The following is a 17,202-nucleotide window of genomic DNA, read 5'->3' on the forward strand; positions in this document are numbered from 1 at the left end:
ACGCGATGAAGACGCTTTACCTTCATGCCGGTTTCAGCAAGACCGGCTCCAGCTCGCTGCAGCTGTTCCTGCGCGAGAACGCGGCACGCCTGTCGCATGAGGGTATCATCTATCCCGAACCGCCGCGTCTTGCCGACCGCCTGATCGACAACCCGGCCGGCAACGGGGTTTTCCTTCGCGCCTTCCTGGAAAATCCGGCTGACAAGGCCGGGCGTGCTGCCGTGAAGGGGCATCTTACCCGTCTCGCAAAGGGGCCTCATGACCGGATCATCCTGTCCAATGAAAGCCTGCACCAGATGAGCGAGGATGGTTTTCGCGCCCTGAAGGCGGTGCTGCAGGACCTGTCCCTGAAGCCCGTATTCGTGATCGTCGCACGTGATGTGATCGAGCATAGCTTGTCGGCCTATCGCCAGCGTGTCGGTCATGAAGGGCTGGCGCTGGGTATAGAGGACTATCTCATGCGTGCCCGTCCGCGAACCGGCACGACACTGGACATGCTGGCCGGGGTTTTCGGGCCAGAGGCCCTGCGCGTAATCCCTTACCAGAAGGACCCTGCGGCCAATATCATCAGTACACTGGCCGCAATGGATACAAGAAACGAAGTGGCTGCGATCGATATCCCAGTGGTCAACACAGGTCTTGACGCTCTAGGTACTGAGGTCATGCGCCACCTCAATACTATGGGAACAAGTCCTGGTGTCTGCCGTGCCATTGCGGGCGCGCTTTCAGGGGGCGTGGCGTCACCGCCTGTCGAGGGCGCGCCGGTAAAACTGGCACTCTCCGACGAAGCGCTGGACTGGTATCGCGAGCAGGCACGCCGCATCAATGCCCATCTGGATGGCCCGCCACTTGCCGAACCGGATCGTGAAGTCAGCATACAAACCGTACTTCTCTCCGCTGGTGAACAGAAGCTGGCGCAAGCCCTTTTGCAGATTGCAGAGCAAGCAGAGGATCTGCGGCAGAATTCCAGCATAGTCAGGCTGGCCCGCCTTGTCCGGCGCCAGCGCAGGTCGATGGCCGGTGTTCGTGCCTTCCTCGCGTCATTGACCGGCGCCGGTAAGGGCTGACTACACATTGCCCTATAACCTGGCAGTGCGCATAACCCCGATGACAACCTGTACGAGCTTTAACATTCCTTCCCTTGTGAAGGGCATTGCTCGCTACTATATCTTTCGTATTAGAGGGTTCAGGAGAGGTTTCCATGAAAAGCAGTCTTTCAATCTGTGTCGTCGCGCTGGTTGCAGCAGCGGGCTTCACCATGCCTGCCCAGGCCCAGTCAAGCGGCTGGCAGGAGTATGATTTTTCCATCAGCGCAGACGGGGCGTGGCTGGATTCGGACGATCCAGATGGAAAGTATGCCGTCAACGGTGTTTATGCCGCCGCGGCGGAGGGCGGTAGCGCCATGTTCTATTGTGTCGACGAGGAGCTGGCGGTGTTCGTTTCCACCGAGCCCTTCGATTTCGTCAACGACATGCGCCAGTCCAACCGCAAGGTGACAATCACGGTGCGCCTGTCGGCGGATGAGGAAGAGGTCAACCGCAGCGACTGGCGCTATTTCCCGTCGGTCAAGCTGGCCCAGCCCGCCAAGTATACAACGATCGCAAAGCTGTATAATGCCGTCGTGAAGCAGGAGGCCATGTCGATGTCCTCCAGCCGGTTCAGTGATGTGAGCATAACGCTGCCCCCTGTTGATTCGACGTTTGCTGCCTTCAGCCGCGATTGCGGGATGTAAAGGTCTCGCGGTGCCTCTCCCTCACCTGTACAGGGGAGAGACGCCGCCGCCGTTCAGCGCCATGATCCTTCCTTCGAGAAGGAGTTATCAATCATGCGTCTTGTTCCATCCCTTATCCTGCCCGTTGTCATGCTTGCTGCCTGCAGCAGTGAAGAAAACGCCGCCGCCGCCGCCAGCTATGATTGCGGTGCCCTGCAGCCCTTGTTCGAAAGCCGCACCGATGCGGTACCTTTCGAAGCTGTGCGAACGGGAAACCTCATGCTCGGTGATACAAAGCTCGACGATCAGTATACCACCGACGTCAGGGTGCAGGATAATCGTTGTACAGCGTCAGTGATGAAGGGTTTCTTCGGCGCGGACGCAAATATCTATATCGTGAATTGCGTGGCCTTCCAGGCGGGCAGTCTCGATAACGAGGCCAATGAGGCAAAGGCGCGGGAGATCTTCAACGAGGTCGAGGCGATGGTTTCCAGTTGTCTGGGGTCAGAACTTGTCGCTGAAACAGTCGAAGAAAGTGCGGATTTCGATATTTACAGGAAGACCACATGGGATCTGGAAAACCCGCCAGAGCTTGAAACCGGGTCGTTCCGTGTCGACCCTGTCTATCTGGAAATGTCCTATTCACCGTTCATGCGTGGCCGCGGCGGCCCGTCCGGCTGGCTCGTGGAACTGCAATTGCAGGAGCAGCGCGAGGGCGAATAACCCTGCCTAATATCCGTAGACGGCCTTTGCCACCGCGTAAGTATTGGCATAGGCCGTGACAGTGGGATCGATGGGGTTGGCGTATCCACCGCCAATCCCCATCGAGCAGGGAATGCCCCGCTGGCGGCAGCCCTCCAGCACCAACCGGTCGCGCTCCATTAGCCCGTCATAGCTCAAATCCATCCGCCCGAGCCGGTCATGGACCAGCGGATCGACACCGGCCTGATAGAGCACGAGATCCGGCGCGAAGTTCCAGACCTGAGGCAGCATTTCCGCGACACGGGTCAGATAGGCGTCGTCGCCGGGATTGTCCTCAAACGGAATGTCGAGCGTCGCCGGTACCTTGCGGAAGGGAAAGTTTTTCGCGCCATAGGCATCGAGGATGAAGATGCGGGCATCCCCGCCCAATATCGCCGCATTGCCGTCGCCCTGGTGCACATCGAGATCGATGATGGCGATGCGGTCGACCCAGCCCTCCGCCAGTGCCTTTTTCGCCACTACCGCAAAGTCGTTATAGATGCAGAAGCCAGCCCCGAAGCCTGCATGGGCGTGGTGGGTGCCACCGGCGAGCTGGCCGGACAGGCCGACCCGCAGGGCCGTTCGTGCGGCCTCTATCGCGCCGCCAACCGTGCGCCGCCCGCGCCGGGGGATCTGCTCCGACCACGGAAAGCCGATGCGGCGCATGACCTTCGGGTCGATAGAGCCATCGGAGAGGGCGCTGACATACTCCCTGTCATGGGCGAGCAATATATCCGCTTCCTCCGCCTCCGGGGACAGGTGCAGCTGGTCCTCATCGACCAGCCCGCGGGCCAGCAGTTCGCGCCGCAGCAGCTCGTATTTATGCCCCGGGAAACGGTGCTTCTCCGGGAGGGGAATATTGAAGTCGGCGGAGTAATAGAAGTGCGGGCGCATGAGGGCAGAGATAGCCGGGCTGGCTCTGCCGTCAAGCGCTCCCTATTCCTCCTGCAACACCAGCAATTCGATATTGCGGTATTCGACCGGGTGGCTTTCCGACTGGATCGCGAAATGGCCACGGGTCAGCGCGCGGCTGTCGGCCCAGGGGTGGGCCTCGTCTAGCTGCGCGTCGGAGTATTCGAATACCATTTCGCCATTCGTGTAATGACGATAAGTCTGGATGCCGTCCTCATTGGGCGGGGTCACCTCCAGCTCGAAGGTCACCCATTCGCCCGCCGGCGGGGCGGGGTATTCCGACAGGGTGCAGTGCTCCTCCGGCCGGTCACCCTTGACGAGGGCGCTGGTGCCGGGGGTGCAAAGATTGCCTGTGGTCGGGGCGTGGGCGCCCTCGCCCAGGAACTGCGCTTCCAGCGAGATGGGGAAGTCCTGATCCTCGGGGATCGTTTCCGGCGGCTGGGTGTGGAACAGGACACCGGCGTTAAGGCGGCCCCAGTCCGGCCCGCCGGGCATCTGCTCACCGACGAAGCGGTAATCCATGCGCAGGCGATAGGCCGTGTACGGTGTGTCGTAATAGAGATGGCCGAAACGGCCGCCGAAATCCTCGCCATACTGGTCATAGGAGACGACGATCTTGCCATCCTCGACGCGCCAGGTGTTGCCGAAATTCTCCCCCAGCGGATGATAGCGGATCATCGGCGTCCAGCCGTCGAGGGTTTGACCGTCGAAGAGGGAGACCCAGCCTTCTTCTGCTTCCATCAGGGCAGGGGCGGTGGTGTCTTCCGTCATGTCGGGGGCGGTATCGGCGCAGGCGGGCAGGGCGAGCGCGATCAGCGCGGGGGTGAATTTCAGCATGGTTGTCCCTCTCGTTGTTTTGCGGGGACGCTAGCATGGGTGGCCGGGAAAGGGGAGGGGCTTAGGAGGCGGACGGGATGCCGCCGCTTGCCTCCGCACGGAGGGCTGCTGCGGCGCGATCTTCCTCCCTCGCCTTGGCGAGGCGGTCGAGACGGCGCTTCAGTTCTTTGCGCATGGCCTCGACCTCCTCGGGGGTGTAGGTCTCCGGCTGAGGCTTGGCAGCTTCCTTGGCGCGTCGCTGTTTCGGGGTGAGGTTGTGGCGGCGGGACTTGGTGCGCTTTCTGGTCATTGATTGCTCCGTATGCGGGGTGTTTCACCGGTGCCGATCTGTCAAGGGCGGCTTCGCCGCCGCGAAGCGGTTTCACCCTTGACTGATCGTCACCGGCAAAACAATGGCTTCGGTTGACAAATTACCTGCGCCAATATCGCCGTCACTCGGCGCGCGCGGCGTTGGGTGGTTATCCGCCTTCGCTAAAGCTCCGGCGCGACAAGGAAGGGGGCCCGTGGGGACACTGCGGCATCCTTCATAATTCTAAAGTGTGGACGCCTCGCGCCCCCACGGCGGTGATCTGGTGCCGGGCTGATACGCGGCTCTCCGGTCTGCCCTGCCAGGGGACAGAACACCGCTCCGATGATCGACATGAGGCTCGCATGCACCCTCCTTCGCCAAGGCTGCGGAGGGCAAGCCCTCCCGGCCTGTAACGAACGTCACCGGAAACCTGATGCGCCGGTCCGCCTGTCGGTTCAGGCTCGCCGGCACCTCCGCCCCGGTCCGCACCGGCGCTTGGCGAGGGTTATAGGCGCGGTGGAGGTGGCGGGGATAAGATTTGGGTTGGGAAAGAGGGCCCTCACCCAAAATTTGCTGTGCAAATTTTGACCTCTCCCAGAGGGAGAGGGTGGGCATCGCGCGATGGGAGCGGCTTGGCCTCCACCTCTCCCTTGGGAGAGGTCGGAAAATGCGTTAGCATTTTACGGGTGAGGGGATGATGGATCAGAACATCGACAGAGCGCGGGAATTGCGGCGCAACCAGACTGAGGCCGAGCGGCGTGTCTGGAATGCCCTGCGTAATCGCCAGATCGACGGCCACAAGTTCCGGCGGCAGCATGCCATCGGGCCATATATCGTCGATTTCGTTTGCCTAGACCGGAAACTGATCATCGAACTCGATGGCGGTCAGCATGGTGAGCCGCAAGCGCGGGCCTATGATGCGCGGCGTACGGAATTTCTGGAACAGGAAGGCTTCGACGTGATCCGGTTCTGGAATATCGATGTGTTCGAGACTCTGGATGGCGTGCTGGAGCGGATTGCCGAGGCGCTACGTGTGCCGCCGCATGGGGATTAGCCCCCATCGCCCTCTACGAGGGCACTTCCCCCGCAGGCGGGGGAAGAATTGCATCGCACGATGCTTCGGGTTTTACTGAAGCCAGAGAGTGGCTTTCCTCCCCCGTTTACGGGGGAGGTGGCCCGAAGGGCCGGAGGGGGCAATGCGTAAGGTCAATCCACGGGCGAAGGAGCTGCGCCAGCAGATGCCGGAGGCGGAGCGGCTGTTATGGACGCATATTCGCCGCAGGCAACTGGACGGCCACAAATTCCGGCGGCAGCATGCCATCGGTCCTTATATCGTCGATTTCATCTGCCTAGACCGCAAACTGGTCATCGAACTCGATGGCGGCCAGCATGGCGAGGCAGACGCGCGGGCCTATGATGCGCGGCGTACGGAATTTCTGGAACAGGAAGGCTTCGACGTGATCCGGTTCTGGAATATCGATGTGTTCGAGACTCTGGATGGCGTGCTAGAGCGGATCGCCGAGGCGCTGCGCGTCCCGCCGCATGGGGATTAGCCCCCATCGCCCTCTTCGAGGGCACTTCCCCCGCAGGCGGGGGAAGAATTGCATCGCACGATGCTGCGGGTTTTGCTGAAGCTAGAGTGTAGGTTTCCTCCCCCGTTTACGGGGGAGGTGGCCCGAAGGGCCGGAGGGGGCTATTCGATGTCTTTGCTATGTTCAGTGAAAACTTTTTCAGCATACCCTTCAGGTAACCTAGACTTGCCCCTGTATCCAAAAGCAGACCATCCTAATGCGTCCCTTCGCATTTCTAATATAATATCATTATGCGCACGAGCTAGCTCTTTGAATTTTGAATCTAATGGATCAGAATCCATAGATAAAACTTTCTGAGCTTCCAGAAAGAGATCCATATATCTGTTTACGGCTAGATGAACATTAGGCTCACCATAAAATCTCAAGAGGGTATGGGCGTCTATATACTCTTTAGATAGCGGTAAGTCGTCTCCGTATGCATCATTGGGAGTTGGGCAGATTATCAGGAAGCTTTCATATATTCTTCGTTTTTCGCCCAAGACCAGCTCTGACTGATTGAAAACGCGCCCCATCAAAAAGCCGATTGAGCCAATTACAACGCTACCAAGGAATATGAGGAAGCTCGTGAACATAAGGTTTATGTCTAACGGTTGCGCCTACCCGCCCCGTTTACCCAGCAGTTTCAACCTCAGGGCATTCAGCCTGATGAACCCTGCCGCGTCTTTCTGGTCGTAGGCGCCGGCGTCTTCCTCGAAGGTGACGTGGGCTTCAGAGTACAGACTTTTCAGGGATGAGCGGCCGATGACATTCGCCGAGCCCTTGTAGAGCTGGATGGTGACGCTGCCCTCGACATGGGTCTGGCTGGCGTCGATCGCGGCCTGGAGCATGTCGCGCTCGGGCGAGAACCAGAAGCCGTTATAGATCAGCTCTGCATATTTCGGCATCAGCTCGTCTTTCAGGTGTGCCGCGCCGCGGTCGAGCGTGATCTGCTCGATGCCGCGATGGGCGGCCAGCAGGATGGTGCCGCCCGGCGTCTCGTAAATGCCGCGCGACTTCATGCCGACGAAGCGGTTCTCGACGAGGTCCAGGCGCCCGACGCCATGCTTTCGTCCGTACTCGTTCAGTGCCGTGAGAAGCGTGGCGGGGCTCATCTCCTCGCCATTGATGGAGACGGGGTCACCCGCTTTGAAGCCGATCTCGATCACTTCCGGCGTGTCTGGCGCATCGACCGGGTCGACCGTGCGGGAATAGACATAGTCTGGCGCGGGCTCTGCCGGGTCTTCCAGCACCTTGCCCTCCGACGAGGTGTGCAACAGGTTCGCGTCGACGGAGAACGGGCTCTCGCCGCGTTTGTCTTTCGGCACCGGCACCTGGTGGGCCTCGGCATATTCGATCAGCTTGGTGCGGCTCGTCAGGTCCCATTCGCGCCACGGGGCGATGACCTTGATGTCCGGGTTGAGGGCATAGGCGGCGAGCTCGAAGCGGACCTGGTCATTGCCCTTGCCGGTCGCGCCATGGGCGATGGCATCGGCGCCGGTCTCGGCCGCGATCTCGACAAGGCGCTTGGAGATGAGCGGGCGCGCGATGGAGGTGCCGAGCAGGTACAACCCTTCGTACACGGCATTGGCGCGGAACATCGGGAAGACGAAATCGCGCACGAATTCCTCGCGCAGGTCCTCGATATAGATATCCTTGATGCCGAGCATCTCGGCTTTCTTGCGCGCCGGTTCCAGCTCCTCGCCCTGGCCGAGATCGGCGGTGAAGGTGACGACCTCGCACTCATATTCCGCCTGCAGCCATTTCAGGATGACGGAGGTGTCGAGCCCGCCGGAATAGGCGAGGACGACCTTGTTGATATTGGCGCGTTTGGGCATCTTTTTATCTCCTTCGAAGTCGCGCGCCGTTATAGAGACTTTGCGCGGCTTTGCGAGGGGAAATTGAGGGGCTTACTCGACAGGGCAGCCGCGATCGCGCCAGTCGAGGAGTTGGAGGCTGGCAGGAAAGCCGCGTGCGAGCACGTCAGGTGCAACGGTGATGCGCACGAAGGGCTCGGCGGCATCTGCTTTTGTGAAGTCGAAGCGGATGTCCTGCCAGCCGGTTTCGGCGGCTGTGCGAAGCAAAGCTGTCTCGTCCTGATCGGTGGCGTATTTCACGATGATCCATTTGACACCGTTATGTTCTATACCGAGATCCAGTATCATTACTGCCGATATGAAGAGGGCGTGGCCGCCCTGGCTGGCAGTTAGCAAAACGTCCTCCCAGAAATACTCGTTCGGGCGTGTCCTGTCTGGAAGGTTCACATAGCCGGGCTGGACAGAGATGCTGGCCTCACCACCCTCTGCGACAAGCTGGATGCGGAATTGGCCCTCAACTGGCCAGTCGTCGCTGATCTGCACATCCATTTCGCCTTGGGAGAGAGTCAGAAAGACGGCATTCTCGGTGATATCGACATCCCAGCCGGGGATCGGTGAGAGTCTCTCGTTGCAGAGAGCCACTTGGCGGTCTTTGGGTGACGGCTCACCAGTGTCGTACTGCATGATGACAGACTGCGCTGTAATCAGGGTGGCTATCGCCAAGAGAAGCGAGGTCACGTGCATTGCGCTATTCGGGAATACACGCGAACTCGCCGGTGTGGGCGGCCCAGGCGGCGAAGCCGTCGGCCAGCGTCGTGGCGGCGATCTCGATGCGCAACAGGGCGCCCTTGCCGTCCGGGCGCAGGAAGTCGGCATAGAAGCGGCTGTCGGGTGCCTCGAGCGCGGCCATCTCGGCGGCGGTCTTCAGGCGGCCGAACTCCGACGGCTCGGTTGCATAGGTGCCCCATTCTGTGGCGGACATCCGGAACAGTTCGTCTTCGGCGTGGAAGACAGCGACGGGCACAGATTGCCAGGCCGAGGGCGGGCTTTCCTCCCCCGCCGGGTTGGTGATGGCGCCGGTGTCAATCTCGAACAGCGGCTCGGTGACACTGCCATAAATGGCGAGGCGCCAGTCGCCGATGGCGGTGATGCCCTCCACCGTCGTGATGGTGAAGGCGGCGTCGGTCGAGATGACTTCGACACCGCCGGTGAAGACTTCCGCCGTCCAGCCGCTGTCGATGGTGATGTCGGTACGGCAGGGGTCGGCGGTCTGTGCGTAGGCGGGGATCGTCAGGGTAAGGGTGGCGAGGAGAGAGAGAAGGGTACGGGTCATCAGGTGTCCGGTTATCTTGACGGTGTCAGGTGGCTTGGGCTTCAGGCGGTCAGATGCGGCAGCCGGCGCTGCGCAATTCGTTGGTGGTCTTGTCCCACTCTTCCATGCCGGCGCCGAGCAGGAAAGCCTTGATCGAGCCGCGCACGATCTCTTCGCCCCGGTAATAGAGGGAGAGGTCGACGCCACGCTGGGGGTCGCGGGAATAGCGGTTGACGTCGATCAGGTGGATGCTGCCCTCGTCGACCGCATACCAGGGCCGGGGCGGGCCGGGGATGAAGACTTCGTTTCCGGCGACGGTGATGACGAGGTCGATCTCGCCCCACTCGCCGATCATCGGGATGCCGTTATAGAGAACATCCGGCGGGGCGATGCGCACCTCGCGCCGCCCGCCCTCGCTGACAAGGGTCACCTCGAACTCGCCGGTGGTGTCGTAATTCTCGCCCGTGGCGATGACGTTGAAGCCGGGCTGGTCTTCGGCGGTGAGGGTCAGGCGACCGCCCCGCGCCTCGATCTGCCAGTCATAGGCGCCCTGGGCGTAGACGGTGCAGGGGTCATAGACGCTGGTGCCCTGCAGCGCGAAGGCGAGAGAGCCGGAAACGATCATGGTTGCAATCGGGTCAGTCATCCTAACGTCTCCCCGTTAACCCTTTACATGTTAACCATTTTTCGGATTTGAGCCAGCCCTTCCGCGTGGACGGGAGCGGCTTTTTATGTTAGGAAAATATTAACGATTTATCAGGGTTTCGTTAACCTTTTCTGTGATTGCCGCAATATCGGCAAGTACTGGATCGAAAAGCGCAAGGACAGTATGGCTGAAGATCGCGTTATATCGAGTGATAACGAACGCGTCGGTGCGGATGAAACCTCACACGGCAAAAGCACTACCGTGCGCCATGACAAGTACCGCTACTGGTGGCTGATGGGCTACTGGCCGCTGGTAGTCGTCGCGGTCACGCTGTGGGCCTACTTTGCCAGTGGCGGTAATGCGCTGACGGCGCTGATCCCGATTACTTTCCTGTTCGTCGGTACGCCGCTGATCGATATGATCATCGGCGAGGACAACGACAATGTCGCCGACGATATCGCCGACGCGCTGGAGAATGACCCGTGGTATCGCTGGATCATCTACGCGATGATCCCGCAGCACTACTTCACTTTCATCGCCACGATCTGGCTGGTGGCTACTCAAAGCATGCCGCTCTGGGCCGATATCGGGCTGATCGCCGGGGTCGCGACGATCAACGGGTTTGCCATCATTCTCGGCCATGAGCTGGGCCACAAGCCGAAGGATACGCTGGACTGGACGATGGCGAAGATCTCCGTCGGCGCTAACGGGTATGGCCATTTCTATATCGAGCATAATCGCGGCCACCATGTGAAAGTGTCGACGCCGGAGGATTGCTCCTCGGCCAGGATGGGTGAGAGCATTTTCGAGTTCGCGCTTCGGGACATACCGGGCGCGCTGATCGGCGGTGTGACCAAGGAAGCCGAACGGCTGAAGCGTCAAGGCCATGGCTTCTGGACCTGGCGGAATGATATCCTGCAGAGCTGGTCGATCTCAGTCGCGGTGGCCGTCGCGCTGGTGGTATGGCTCGGCTGGGCGGTGATCCCGTTCATCGCGCTGCACCACCTGATCTCGTGGTATGGCCTGACCCAGTCGAATTATGTCGCCCATTACGGGCTGCTTCGGGGCAAGCGGGCGAACGGCAAGTATGAGCCGTGCCAGCCGCGTCATTCGTGGAACGCCAACCACATTTTCTCGAATTTGATGCTGATCGACCTGCAACGCCATTCGGACCACCACGCCAACCCGATGCGGTCCTACCCGGCGCTGCGAAATTTTGACGACATACCGCGCCTGCCCTGGGGCTATCTTGGCGCGATGGCGATCGCCAACATTCCGCCGCTGTGGTTCCACATCATGAACCCGAAGGTCGCTGAGTGGGCCGATGGCGATGTGACCAAGGCGAACCTGCAGCCGCGCAAGCGAGATCACCTGATCGCGAAATATGGCAGCAAGGGCGGCGATTCGGGTGCGCCTGAAGGTGACAATGCCAAGCCGGTTCTCGGCCCGGCGGAGTAGGCCGCCAGCCATTCAAAATGTTTCCAATGCGAAATGGCCCAGTAAGCGCAGGGTCTTTGTGCACTCTGGCGCAACTGCTCCTGCGTACCGATTGACAGATCGATATATGGATCATATACGGTTCATATATTAAATGTCAGGAGGGGCCGATGGGCATCGTGAAGATCGACGACAATCTGCATGAAGAAGTGCGCCGGGCAAGCACGGTGATGTGCCGGTCGATCAACGCGCAGACGGAATTCTGGATCAAGATCGGCATGCTGGCCGAGGCGAACCCGACCCTGTCCTTCAACGACATCATCAAGATCCAGCTGGAAGCGGCGGATATCAGCGCCGCCAGCCAGACGGAAGCGGCCTGACGTGGTGAAGACACCGGAGGAGATCGCGCTGATGCGCATCTCGGGCAAGCTGCTGGCATCCGTGTTCGAGATGCTGGACGGGGTCAGCCTCGCCGGAATGTCGACCATGCAGGTCAACGACCTGGTCGAGCGGTTCATCACTGACGACCTCGCCGCGCGCCCGGCGAGCAAGGGGCAGTATGGCTTCAAATATGTGCTCAACTGCTCGATCAACGAGGTCGTCTGCCACGGCGTGCCGGATGCGGGGCGGATCATCAGCGAGCGCGACATCATCAATCTCGACATCACGCTGGAAAAGAACGGTTATATCGCCGATTCCAGCAAAACTTACGTGGTTGGCGAGGCGAGCGCAGCAGCCAAGCGGCTGGTGCGCATCGCGCAGGGCGCGATGTGGCAAGGCATCCGCCAGGTGCGCCCCGGCGCGCGGCTCGGCGATGTCGGTCACGCCATCGCCCGCCATGCACGGCGCAATGGCTGTTCGGTGGTGCGGGAATATTGCGGTCATGGCATCGGGCAGAAAATGCACGAGCCGCCCAACGTGCTGAATTATGGCAAGGCCGGCACCGGTCTGATGCTGAAGGAAGGCATGGTCTTTACCATCGAGCCGATGGTGAATGAGGGCAGCCGCAAGGTCGTGACCGAGGCCGATGGCTGGACTGTGGTAACCCTCGACGGGAAGCTGTCGGCGCAATTCGAGCATACGGTCGCCGTCACTGCGACGGGCGTCGAGGTGCTGACACTACGCAGCGAAGAAGCGGGTATGATGACCGTTTGACGTCTGGCGCACTGAGCAGGATGCTTTCTCAAGCCCCTGACCTGTGGCAAAATCTTCCCATGAACCGGCTTGAGACCGGGGCCGGAAAATGGGGAGGATATTCACATGACCACTTTCACCGGCACGACGGATGCGGGCGAGACCGTTGCCTATCGCGATGGCAAGCGCTGGCTGTGGCTGTGGATGAAGATCCTGTTCCTGATCCCGTTCTTCGCGGGGCTTTTGTATCTCGCGACCGGCAATGCGCTGGCGACGCTGATCCCGTTCCTCTGGGTGTTCGGCGCGGTGCCGCTGATCGACCGGATCATGGGCGAGGACGAACACAACCCGCCGGAAGAAGTGGTGCCGGCAATGAGCGCCGACCGCTTCTACATGTGGGTGCCGATTGCCGCGATCCCGCTGCACTACCTCCTGTTCATCGGCGCGGCATGGCTGGTGGCGACGCAGCCGCTGCCATGGTGGTCGGTGCTGGCGATCGTGCTCGGTATCGGCACGATGAGCGGAAATGCGATCACCATCGGGCACGAGCTGGGCCACAAGCAGGAGCGGTTCTATCGGACCATGGCGAAACTTTCGCTAGGGGTCGTCGGCTATGGCCATTTCTGCATCGAACATAATCGCGGCCACCATGTGAAGGTGGCAACGCCGGAGGACTGCTCCTCCGCGCGGATGGGCGAGACGGTGTTCGCTTTTGCCCTCAGGGATATCCCCGGTGCGCTCAAAGGCGCCATCGCACATGAGTCGTTACGGCTGCGTAACAGGGGCAAGACGTTCTGGCACTGGGAAAACGAGATTTTACAGAGCTGGGCGATTACGGCTGTTGTCGCGCTGCTGCTCGTCGCGTGGCTGGGCGTAGGCATCCTGCCGTTCATCATCGCCCACCATCTCATTGCCTGGTACGGGCTGACGCAAGTCAATTACATCGAGCATTATGGCCTGTTGCGGAAGAAGCTGCCCAATGGCCGGTACGAGCCCTGCCAGCCGCACCATTCCTGGAACACCAATCACATCTTCTCCAACCTGATGCAGATCCACTTGCAACGGCATTCGGACCACCACGCCAATCCGCAACGGCCTTATCAGGCGCTGCGCAATTTCGAGAAACTGCCGCGCCTGCCGTCCGGCTATCCGGGCTGTCTCGGCCTTGCCAACATTCCGCCGCTGTGGTTCCGGGTAATGGACCCCCGCGTCATGGCTTGGGCGGGTGGCGACCTTGACAATGTCAACATGGACCCGTCAGCCGAGGACCGGCTACGGGCAAAATGGGGCTAGGCTGAAGGGAGGGAAGCGAGGCTTACTTTTCGCCGCCAGCTTCCGGTTCAGCCATGGGCGGCAGGTCGATGGTGAAGACCGTGCCGTTCATCGGGCGGGTGATCGTCATCTCTGCATTGATGCCGCTGACCAGCGATTTGACGATCTTGGCGCCCATGGAGCCTGAGTCCGGCCAGTCTGAATCCTTTGGCAGGCCAACACCGTCATCGGAAATCTGCAGGCGCAGCGCCCCGGAGGACAGCTTGCTGAGGCGCACTTCGACGATGCCCTGGTTCTTGCCCTTGAAGGCGTGCTGATAGCAATTTGTCAGAATCTCCGAGGCGACCAGGCCGACGCGGCCGGCCATGTCGATACGAACCCGCACCGGCTCGATATCCATGTTCAGCTGGATTTCGTGCCGAGCCTCGAGATAGGAAATGGCGGTCGCGATACGCGAGAGATAGGCGCCAAGCATGATGTACTCGCTCGCCGGTTCGGCGGCCGTGTCGTCATGCATTTCCGAATAGAGGATCTGCAGCGCCTCGACCCGGCGGGACAGGGCCTTGTAGTCGTCGCCCGCGGTGCGGCCGGTGCCGGCCTGCATGCGGATCATGGAGACGATCATCTGCAGGTGGTTTTTCACCCGGTGCTGGATTTCGCGCAGCTGCTGGTCGACGCCCTGGCCCTCGGGGGCGGGTTCCTCGACAAGCACTTTCTGGACACCGAGAAAACATATGACCTTGTCGTTCTCGTCACGTACGGGCTCCAGGTGGAGATTATTCCAGAAAGGCTCGCCATCGGCGCGGTAGTTCAGCAGGTTAACAGTGATCGGCTCTTCCTTCTCGATCGCCTCGCGCATCTTCTTCACCGTCGCCTTGCTGGTGTCCTTGCCCTGCAGGAAGCGGCAATTGCGACCGATGACGGCGCTGGCGTTATAGCCGGTCACCCGTTCGAAGGCGCGGTTGACGTAAACGATCGGATTGTCTTCCAGCGCCGGGTTGGTGACGACCAGCGCAAAGGGGTGGAAGTCTGTAATCAGGCCCTTGAGGCGCGATTGCTCCACGGCAGACATGATATTCGGATCGGCTTCGTTCACGGCGGTTCTGTTCCCTGTAGAGTTGTCGTCGTCAGTAATTATAGGAAGTCGATTTCAAATTGCCCAGTTTTTGTGATGGTGTCTTTGATCCCGGTTAAACGGGGGCGCTGGCGAGCATGCCCCACACAATGGCGGGATTTTGGCATTGGCTGGCCAATTTGCTGACCTACGCCAGCTTTATTCCGGGAATTATCCGGATAACGGATAATTCGCAAGATTATTTATCTAGAGGGAATGAACGTCGATCATGCTTGCCTCAAGCAGGGCCTTTGCCATGCGATTGGCTGGTGTTGCGATCCCATGCTTCTCGCCGAGGCGGACAATGACGCCATTTCGGGCCTGAACCTCCATCGGGCGGCCGGCAAGCCGGTCCGCATGGATAGAATTGACACCTTCGCGGTCGCCGGTCGCGTAGTGATAGACGACATCGTCGGCAATCGTGTCTGGCAGGACAGCGCCCTCGGCCCGGCCTACAGCGGCGCATTCCTCGACAATCTGCCGCATCAGCCCTGCCACCGGGGCAAAGCGGGCAATGCCCGAAGGCTGCAGGGTGATGGCGTTGACCGCTCCGGCGCTGTTGATGCACAGCTTGGCCCAGGCCTTCGAGGCGAAATCATCAGTCGTGGTAACGGCTATGGGCGTGTGGGCGAAAAGGGCCGCGAAGGCCGAGCCGTCGGGTCCGTCAGGGACGATGACGGTGCCTGCGCGCCGTTGCAGCACCCTGCCTGGGGCGGTCCGCTCTGCCGGTATATCGACGATGCAGGGCGTGATGCGGGCAGGGTCGAAGAAGGGCCGGAAATTCTCCACCTGCTCGATCCCGTTCTGCAGTACGGCAAGGCGGGTGGTCTCGCCGGTCAGGGCCGGCAGCCATTTGGCGGCGTTGGCGGAATCATACGTCTTGGCCGCAGACAGGACCCAGTCGACGGGGCGGGCGTCATCGGGGCTGGTGTGGACAGTGGGTGCGGCGGTTATCTTGTCCCCGTCAAGTTCAATCGCAAGTCCATCGGGCAGGGGCGACCGGGTGCAGACATAGATTTCATAGTCCGTGTCCTGCCCAAGCCAGGCCGCGACGGTGCCACCGATAGCTCCCGGGCCAATGATTGCGATTTTCACTTGTCTCTCCCTCCAGTGCTGGCGGCGGACTATTCCACGTCTGCTGCGGTGGCCGGGTCGGACAGGCCGTCGCCATAGAGGCGGGCGCGGCGGGCTTCTGACGCGCGTTGCTTGACGCTGTCGGTCTTCAGCTGGCCGCAGGCGGCACCGATGTCGCGCCCGCGCGGTGTGCGGATGGGCGAGGCATAGCCGGCGCGGTTGACGATATCTGCGAAGGCCTCGATCCGGGTCCAGTCGGCGCATTCATAGGCGGCGCCCTCCCACGGGTTGAACGGGATCAGGTTGATTTTGGCCGGAATGCCCTTGAGCAGGCGGACAAGCTCGCGGGCCTCTGCGTCTGAATCGTTCACGCCCTTCAGCATCACATATTCAAAGGTGATACGGCGGGAGTTGGAGACGCCGGGATAGTCGCGGCAGGCCTGTAAGAGCTGTTCCAGCGGATACTTCTTGTTGATCGGCACCAGCTCGTTGCGCAGCGCGTCATTGGTGGCGTGAAGCGAGATCGCCAGCATCGCCTCGGTGCTCGTCCCCAGCTTCTGGAACTCCGGCACGATGCCGGAGGTCGAGACGGTGATGCGCCTGCGCGAAATGGAAATGCCCTCGCCGTCGGCAATGATTGCTATCGCATCCGAAACGTTATCGAGATTGTAAAGCGGTTCGCCCATGCCCATGAAGACGATATTGGTCAGCTGGCGCTCGTCGAGGGAGGAGGGCCATTCGCCGATATCGTCCTTGGCGACCAGTACCTGGGCGACGATTTCCGCCGCTGTCAGGTTGCGCACGAGGCGCTGGGTGCCGGTGTGGCAGAAGGTGCAGTTGAGCGTACAGCCGACCTGGGAGGAAACACACAGCGCCCCCGCCTTGCCGACGCCGGGAATGAACACGGTCTCGGCTTCCACGCCCGGGGCGAAGCGCAGGAGGTATTTGCGCGTGCCGTCGGACGAGACGCGATGCTCGACAATCTCCGGTCGGGTCAGGCGGTATTTTTCAGCAAAGCCAGCGCGAAGGTCTTTCGAGATGTTCGTCATCTCGGCAAAGTCGCGGACGCCGTGATTGTAGATCCACTGCCAGATCTGGGAGGCGCGCATCTTCGCTTTCTTCGGCTCGAGGGTGAAATCCCACTCCAGACGCGCGCGCAATTGCTCGCGGGTCAGGCCGATCAGGTTGATCTGGGCATCGGTCCTCGAGGTGAAGACCGGGGCGGAAGCGTCTGCCATGGGTATGTCTCTTGTATCTCGCGGCGCGCTCCGATCGGACGCGCCAGCCGTTTTCCACAATAACCGGGAAGCGGCGGGACATACAGGAAAAACCCGGCCG

20 protein-coding genes are annotated in these 17,202 nt (G+C 60.7%); 9 read left to right on the forward strand and 11 right to left on the reverse strand.

What is annotated here, in order from left to right:
* The first annotated feature begins 5 nt into the window (after positions 1-5).
* The 3 genes from FF098_RS09560 to FF098_RS09570 all read left to right on the forward strand — a co-directional run bounded on the left by FF098_RS09560 (position 6) and on the right by FF098_RS09570 (position 2,434).
* Positions 6-1,067, forward strand: coding sequence for a hypothetical protein (locus tag FF098_RS09560; protein WP_155139916.1), 1,062 nt, complete (start codon positions 6-8; stop codon positions 1,065-1,067).
* A 134-nt stretch (positions 1,068-1,201) separates the two neighbouring features.
* Positions 1,202-1,732, forward strand: a complete 531-nt coding sequence (locus FF098_RS09565) for a hypothetical protein (RefSeq protein WP_155139918.1) — start codon at positions 1,202-1,204, stop codon at positions 1,730-1,732.
* Positions 1,733-1,825: 93 nt separating this feature from the next.
* Positions 1,826-2,434, forward strand: coding sequence for a hypothetical protein (locus FF098_RS09570; RefSeq protein ID WP_155139920.1), 609 nt, complete (start codon positions 1,826-1,828; stop codon positions 2,432-2,434).
* Positions 2,435-2,440: 6 nt separating this feature from the next.
* Here the strand turns inward: FF098_RS09570 and FF098_RS09575 are convergent, their stop codons facing one another.
* From FF098_RS09575 to FF098_RS09585, 3 genes are all read right to left on the reverse strand, one after another.
* On the reverse strand, positions 2,441-3,346 hold the full coding sequence (locus FF098_RS09575; RefSeq protein ID WP_155139922.1) for a histone deacetylase family protein: 906 nt from the start codon (positions 3,344-3,346) through the stop codon (positions 2,441-2,443).
* Positions 3,347-3,388: 42 nt separating this feature from the next.
* Positions 3,389-4,201, reverse strand: a complete 813-nt coding sequence (locus FF098_RS09580; RefSeq protein ID WP_205967458.1) for a 3-keto-disaccharide hydrolase — start codon at positions 4,199-4,201, stop codon at positions 3,389-3,391.
* Positions 4,202-4,262: 61 nt separating this feature from the next.
* Positions 4,263-4,490 carry a hypothetical protein gene (locus FF098_RS09585; RefSeq protein ID WP_155139924.1) on the reverse strand — a complete coding sequence of 76 codons (228 nt, stop codon included), beginning with the start codon at positions 4,488-4,490 and terminating at the stop codon, positions 4,263-4,265.
* 694 nt (positions 4,491-5,184) lie between these two features.
* On the opposite strand from FF098_RS09585, the gene FF098_RS09590 reads away from it, so the two are divergent.
* Together FF098_RS09590 and FF098_RS09595 are read left to right on the forward strand one after the other, a co-directional pair.
* Positions 5,185-5,544 (forward strand): endonuclease domain-containing protein, encoded by a 360-nt coding sequence (locus FF098_RS09590; RefSeq protein ID WP_155139926.1) that lies wholly within the window; start codon positions 5,185-5,187, stop codon positions 5,542-5,544.
* Between the two features lie 142 nt (positions 5,545-5,686).
* Complete coding sequence (locus FF098_RS09595; RefSeq protein ID WP_155139928.1) at positions 5,687-6,043, forward strand: endonuclease domain-containing protein; 357 nt, start codon at positions 5,687-5,689, stop codon at positions 6,041-6,043.
* 140 nt (positions 6,044-6,183) lie between these two features.
* Here FF098_RS09595 and FF098_RS09600 read toward each other — a convergent pair whose 3' ends face one another.
* The 5 genes from FF098_RS09600 to FF098_RS09620 form a co-directional block, all read right to left on the reverse strand.
* Entirely contained in the window at positions 6,184-6,654 is a 471-nt protein-coding gene (locus FF098_RS09600) for a hypothetical protein (RefSeq protein WP_155139930.1), read from the reverse strand.
* 24 nt (positions 6,655-6,678) lie between these two features.
* Positions 6,679-7,896 carry an argininosuccinate synthase gene (locus FF098_RS09605; protein ID WP_155139931.1) on the reverse strand — a complete coding sequence of 406 codons (1,218 nt, stop codon included), beginning with the start codon at positions 7,894-7,896 and terminating at the stop codon, positions 6,679-6,681.
* Positions 7,897-7,968: 72 nt separating this feature from the next.
* On the reverse strand, positions 7,969-8,559 hold the full coding sequence (locus tag FF098_RS09610; protein WP_155139933.1) for a hypothetical protein: 591 nt from the start codon (positions 8,557-8,559) through the stop codon (positions 7,969-7,971).
* Positions 8,560-8,623: 64 nt separating this feature from the next.
* Positions 8,624-9,208, reverse strand: coding sequence for a hypothetical protein (locus FF098_RS09615; protein ID WP_155139936.1), 585 nt, complete (start codon positions 9,206-9,208; stop codon positions 8,624-8,626).
* A 49-nt stretch (positions 9,209-9,257) separates the two neighbouring features.
* Positions 9,258-9,833, reverse strand: coding sequence for a hypothetical protein (locus FF098_RS09620; RefSeq protein WP_155139938.1), 576 nt, complete (start codon positions 9,831-9,833; stop codon positions 9,258-9,260).
* A 183-nt stretch (positions 9,834-10,016) separates the two neighbouring features.
* On the opposite strand from FF098_RS09620, the gene FF098_RS09625 reads away from it, so the two are divergent.
* From FF098_RS09625 to FF098_RS09640, 4 genes are all read left to right on the forward strand, one after another.
* Positions 10,017-11,291 (forward strand): alkane 1-monooxygenase, encoded by a 1,275-nt coding sequence (locus FF098_RS09625; protein WP_155139939.1) that lies wholly within the window; start codon positions 10,017-10,019, stop codon positions 11,289-11,291.
* Positions 11,292-11,440: 149 nt separating this feature from the next.
* Positions 11,441-11,650 carry a ParD-like family protein gene (locus FF098_RS09630; protein WP_155139941.1) on the forward strand — a complete coding sequence of 70 codons (210 nt, stop codon included), beginning with the start codon at positions 11,441-11,443 and terminating at the stop codon, positions 11,648-11,650.
* A 1-nt stretch (position 11,651) separates the two neighbouring features.
* Positions 11,652-12,425 (forward strand): type I methionyl aminopeptidase, encoded by a 774-nt coding sequence (gene map / locus FF098_RS09635; protein WP_166426459.1) that lies wholly within the window; start codon positions 11,652-11,654, stop codon positions 12,423-12,425.
* Positions 12,426-12,530: 105 nt separating this feature from the next.
* Complete coding sequence (locus tag FF098_RS09640) at positions 12,531-13,697, forward strand: alkane 1-monooxygenase (RefSeq protein WP_155139943.1); 1,167 nt, start codon at positions 12,531-12,533, stop codon at positions 13,695-13,697.
* A 22-nt stretch (positions 13,698-13,719) separates the two neighbouring features.
* Here the strand turns inward: FF098_RS09640 and FF098_RS09645 are convergent, their stop codons facing one another.
* The 3 genes from FF098_RS09645 to rlmN form a co-directional block, all read right to left on the reverse strand.
* Entirely contained in the window at positions 13,720-14,772 is a 1,053-nt protein-coding gene (locus FF098_RS09645; RefSeq protein WP_155139946.1) for a PAS domain-containing protein, read from the reverse strand.
* 225 nt (positions 14,773-14,997) lie between these two features.
* Complete coding sequence (locus FF098_RS09650) at positions 14,998-15,885, reverse strand: 2-dehydropantoate 2-reductase (RefSeq protein WP_166426460.1); 888 nt, start codon at positions 15,883-15,885, stop codon at positions 14,998-15,000.
* Between the two features lie 29 nt (positions 15,886-15,914).
* Entirely contained in the window at positions 15,915-17,102 is a 1,188-nt protein-coding gene (rlmN, locus tag FF098_RS09655; protein WP_155139948.1) for a dual-specificity RNA methyltransferase RlmN, read from the reverse strand.
* Positions 17,103-17,202 lie beyond the last annotated feature (100 nt).

This window comes from Aquisalinus luteolus (assembly GCF_009712425.2).
GTDB lineage: Bacteria > Pseudomonadota > Alphaproteobacteria > Caulobacterales > Parvularculaceae > Aquisalinus > Aquisalinus luteolus.

What these genes read in the sequence shown, in the direction of transcription:
- FF098_RS09575 (WP_155139922.1), bottom strand. Translation starts at nt 3,346, where the DNA reads ATGCGCCCGCACTTCTATTACTCCGCCGACTTCAATATTCCCCTCCCG.
- FF098_RS09610 (WP_155139933.1), bottom strand. Translation starts at nt 8,559, where the DNA reads ATGCAGTACGACACTGGTGAGCCGTCACCCAAAGACCGCCAAGTGGCT.
- FF098_RS09590 (WP_155139926.1), top strand. Translation starts at nt 5,185, where the DNA reads ATGATGGATCAGAACATCGACAGAGCGCGGGAATTGCGGCGCAACCAG.
- FF098_RS09640 (WP_155139943.1), top strand. Translation starts at nt 12,531, where the DNA reads ATGACCACTTTCACCGGCACGACGGATGCGGGCGAGACCGTTGCCTAT.
- FF098_RS09620 (WP_155139938.1), bottom strand. Translation starts at nt 9,833, where the DNA reads ATGACTGACCCGATTGCAACCATGATCGTTTCCGGCTCTCTCGCCTTC.
- rlmN (WP_155139948.1), bottom strand. Translation starts at nt 17,102, where the DNA reads ATGGCAGACGCTTCCGCCCCGGTCTTCACCTCGAGGACCGATGCCCAG.
- FF098_RS09570 (WP_155139920.1), top strand. Translation starts at nt 1,826, where the DNA reads ATGCGTCTTGTTCCATCCCTTATCCTGCCCGTTGTCATGCTTGCTGCC.
- FF098_RS09560 (WP_155139916.1), top strand. Translation starts at nt 6, where the DNA reads ATGAAGACGCTTTACCTTCATGCCGGTTTCAGCAAGACCGGCTCCAGC.
- FF098_RS09605 (WP_155139931.1), bottom strand. Translation starts at nt 7,896, where the DNA reads ATGCCCAAACGCGCCAATATCAACAAGGTCGTCCTCGCCTATTCCGGC.
- FF098_RS09580 (WP_205967458.1), bottom strand. Translation starts at nt 4,201, where the DNA reads ATGCTGAAATTCACCCCCGCGCTGATCGCGCTCGCCCTGCCCGCCTGC.
- FF098_RS09565 (WP_155139918.1), top strand. Translation starts at nt 1,202, where the DNA reads ATGAAAAGCAGTCTTTCAATCTGTGTCGTCGCGCTGGTTGCAGCAGCG.
- FF098_RS09600 (WP_155139930.1), bottom strand. Translation starts at nt 6,654, where the DNA reads ATGTTCACGAGCTTCCTCATATTCCTTGGTAGCGTTGTAATTGGCTCA.
- FF098_RS09630 (WP_155139941.1), top strand. Translation starts at nt 11,441, where the DNA reads ATGGGCATCGTGAAGATCGACGACAATCTGCATGAAGAAGTGCGCCGG.
- FF098_RS09595 (WP_155139928.1), top strand. Translation starts at nt 5,687, where the DNA reads ATGCGTAAGGTCAATCCACGGGCGAAGGAGCTGCGCCAGCAGATGCCG.
- FF098_RS09625 (WP_155139939.1), top strand. Translation starts at nt 10,017, where the DNA reads ATGGCTGAAGATCGCGTTATATCGAGTGATAACGAACGCGTCGGTGCG.
- FF098_RS09615 (WP_155139936.1), bottom strand. Translation starts at nt 9,208, where the DNA reads ATGACCCGTACCCTTCTCTCTCTCCTCGCCACCCTTACCCTGACGATC.
- FF098_RS09585 (WP_155139924.1), bottom strand. Translation starts at nt 4,490, where the DNA reads ATGACCAGAAAGCGCACCAAGTCCCGCCGCCACAACCTCACCCCGAAA.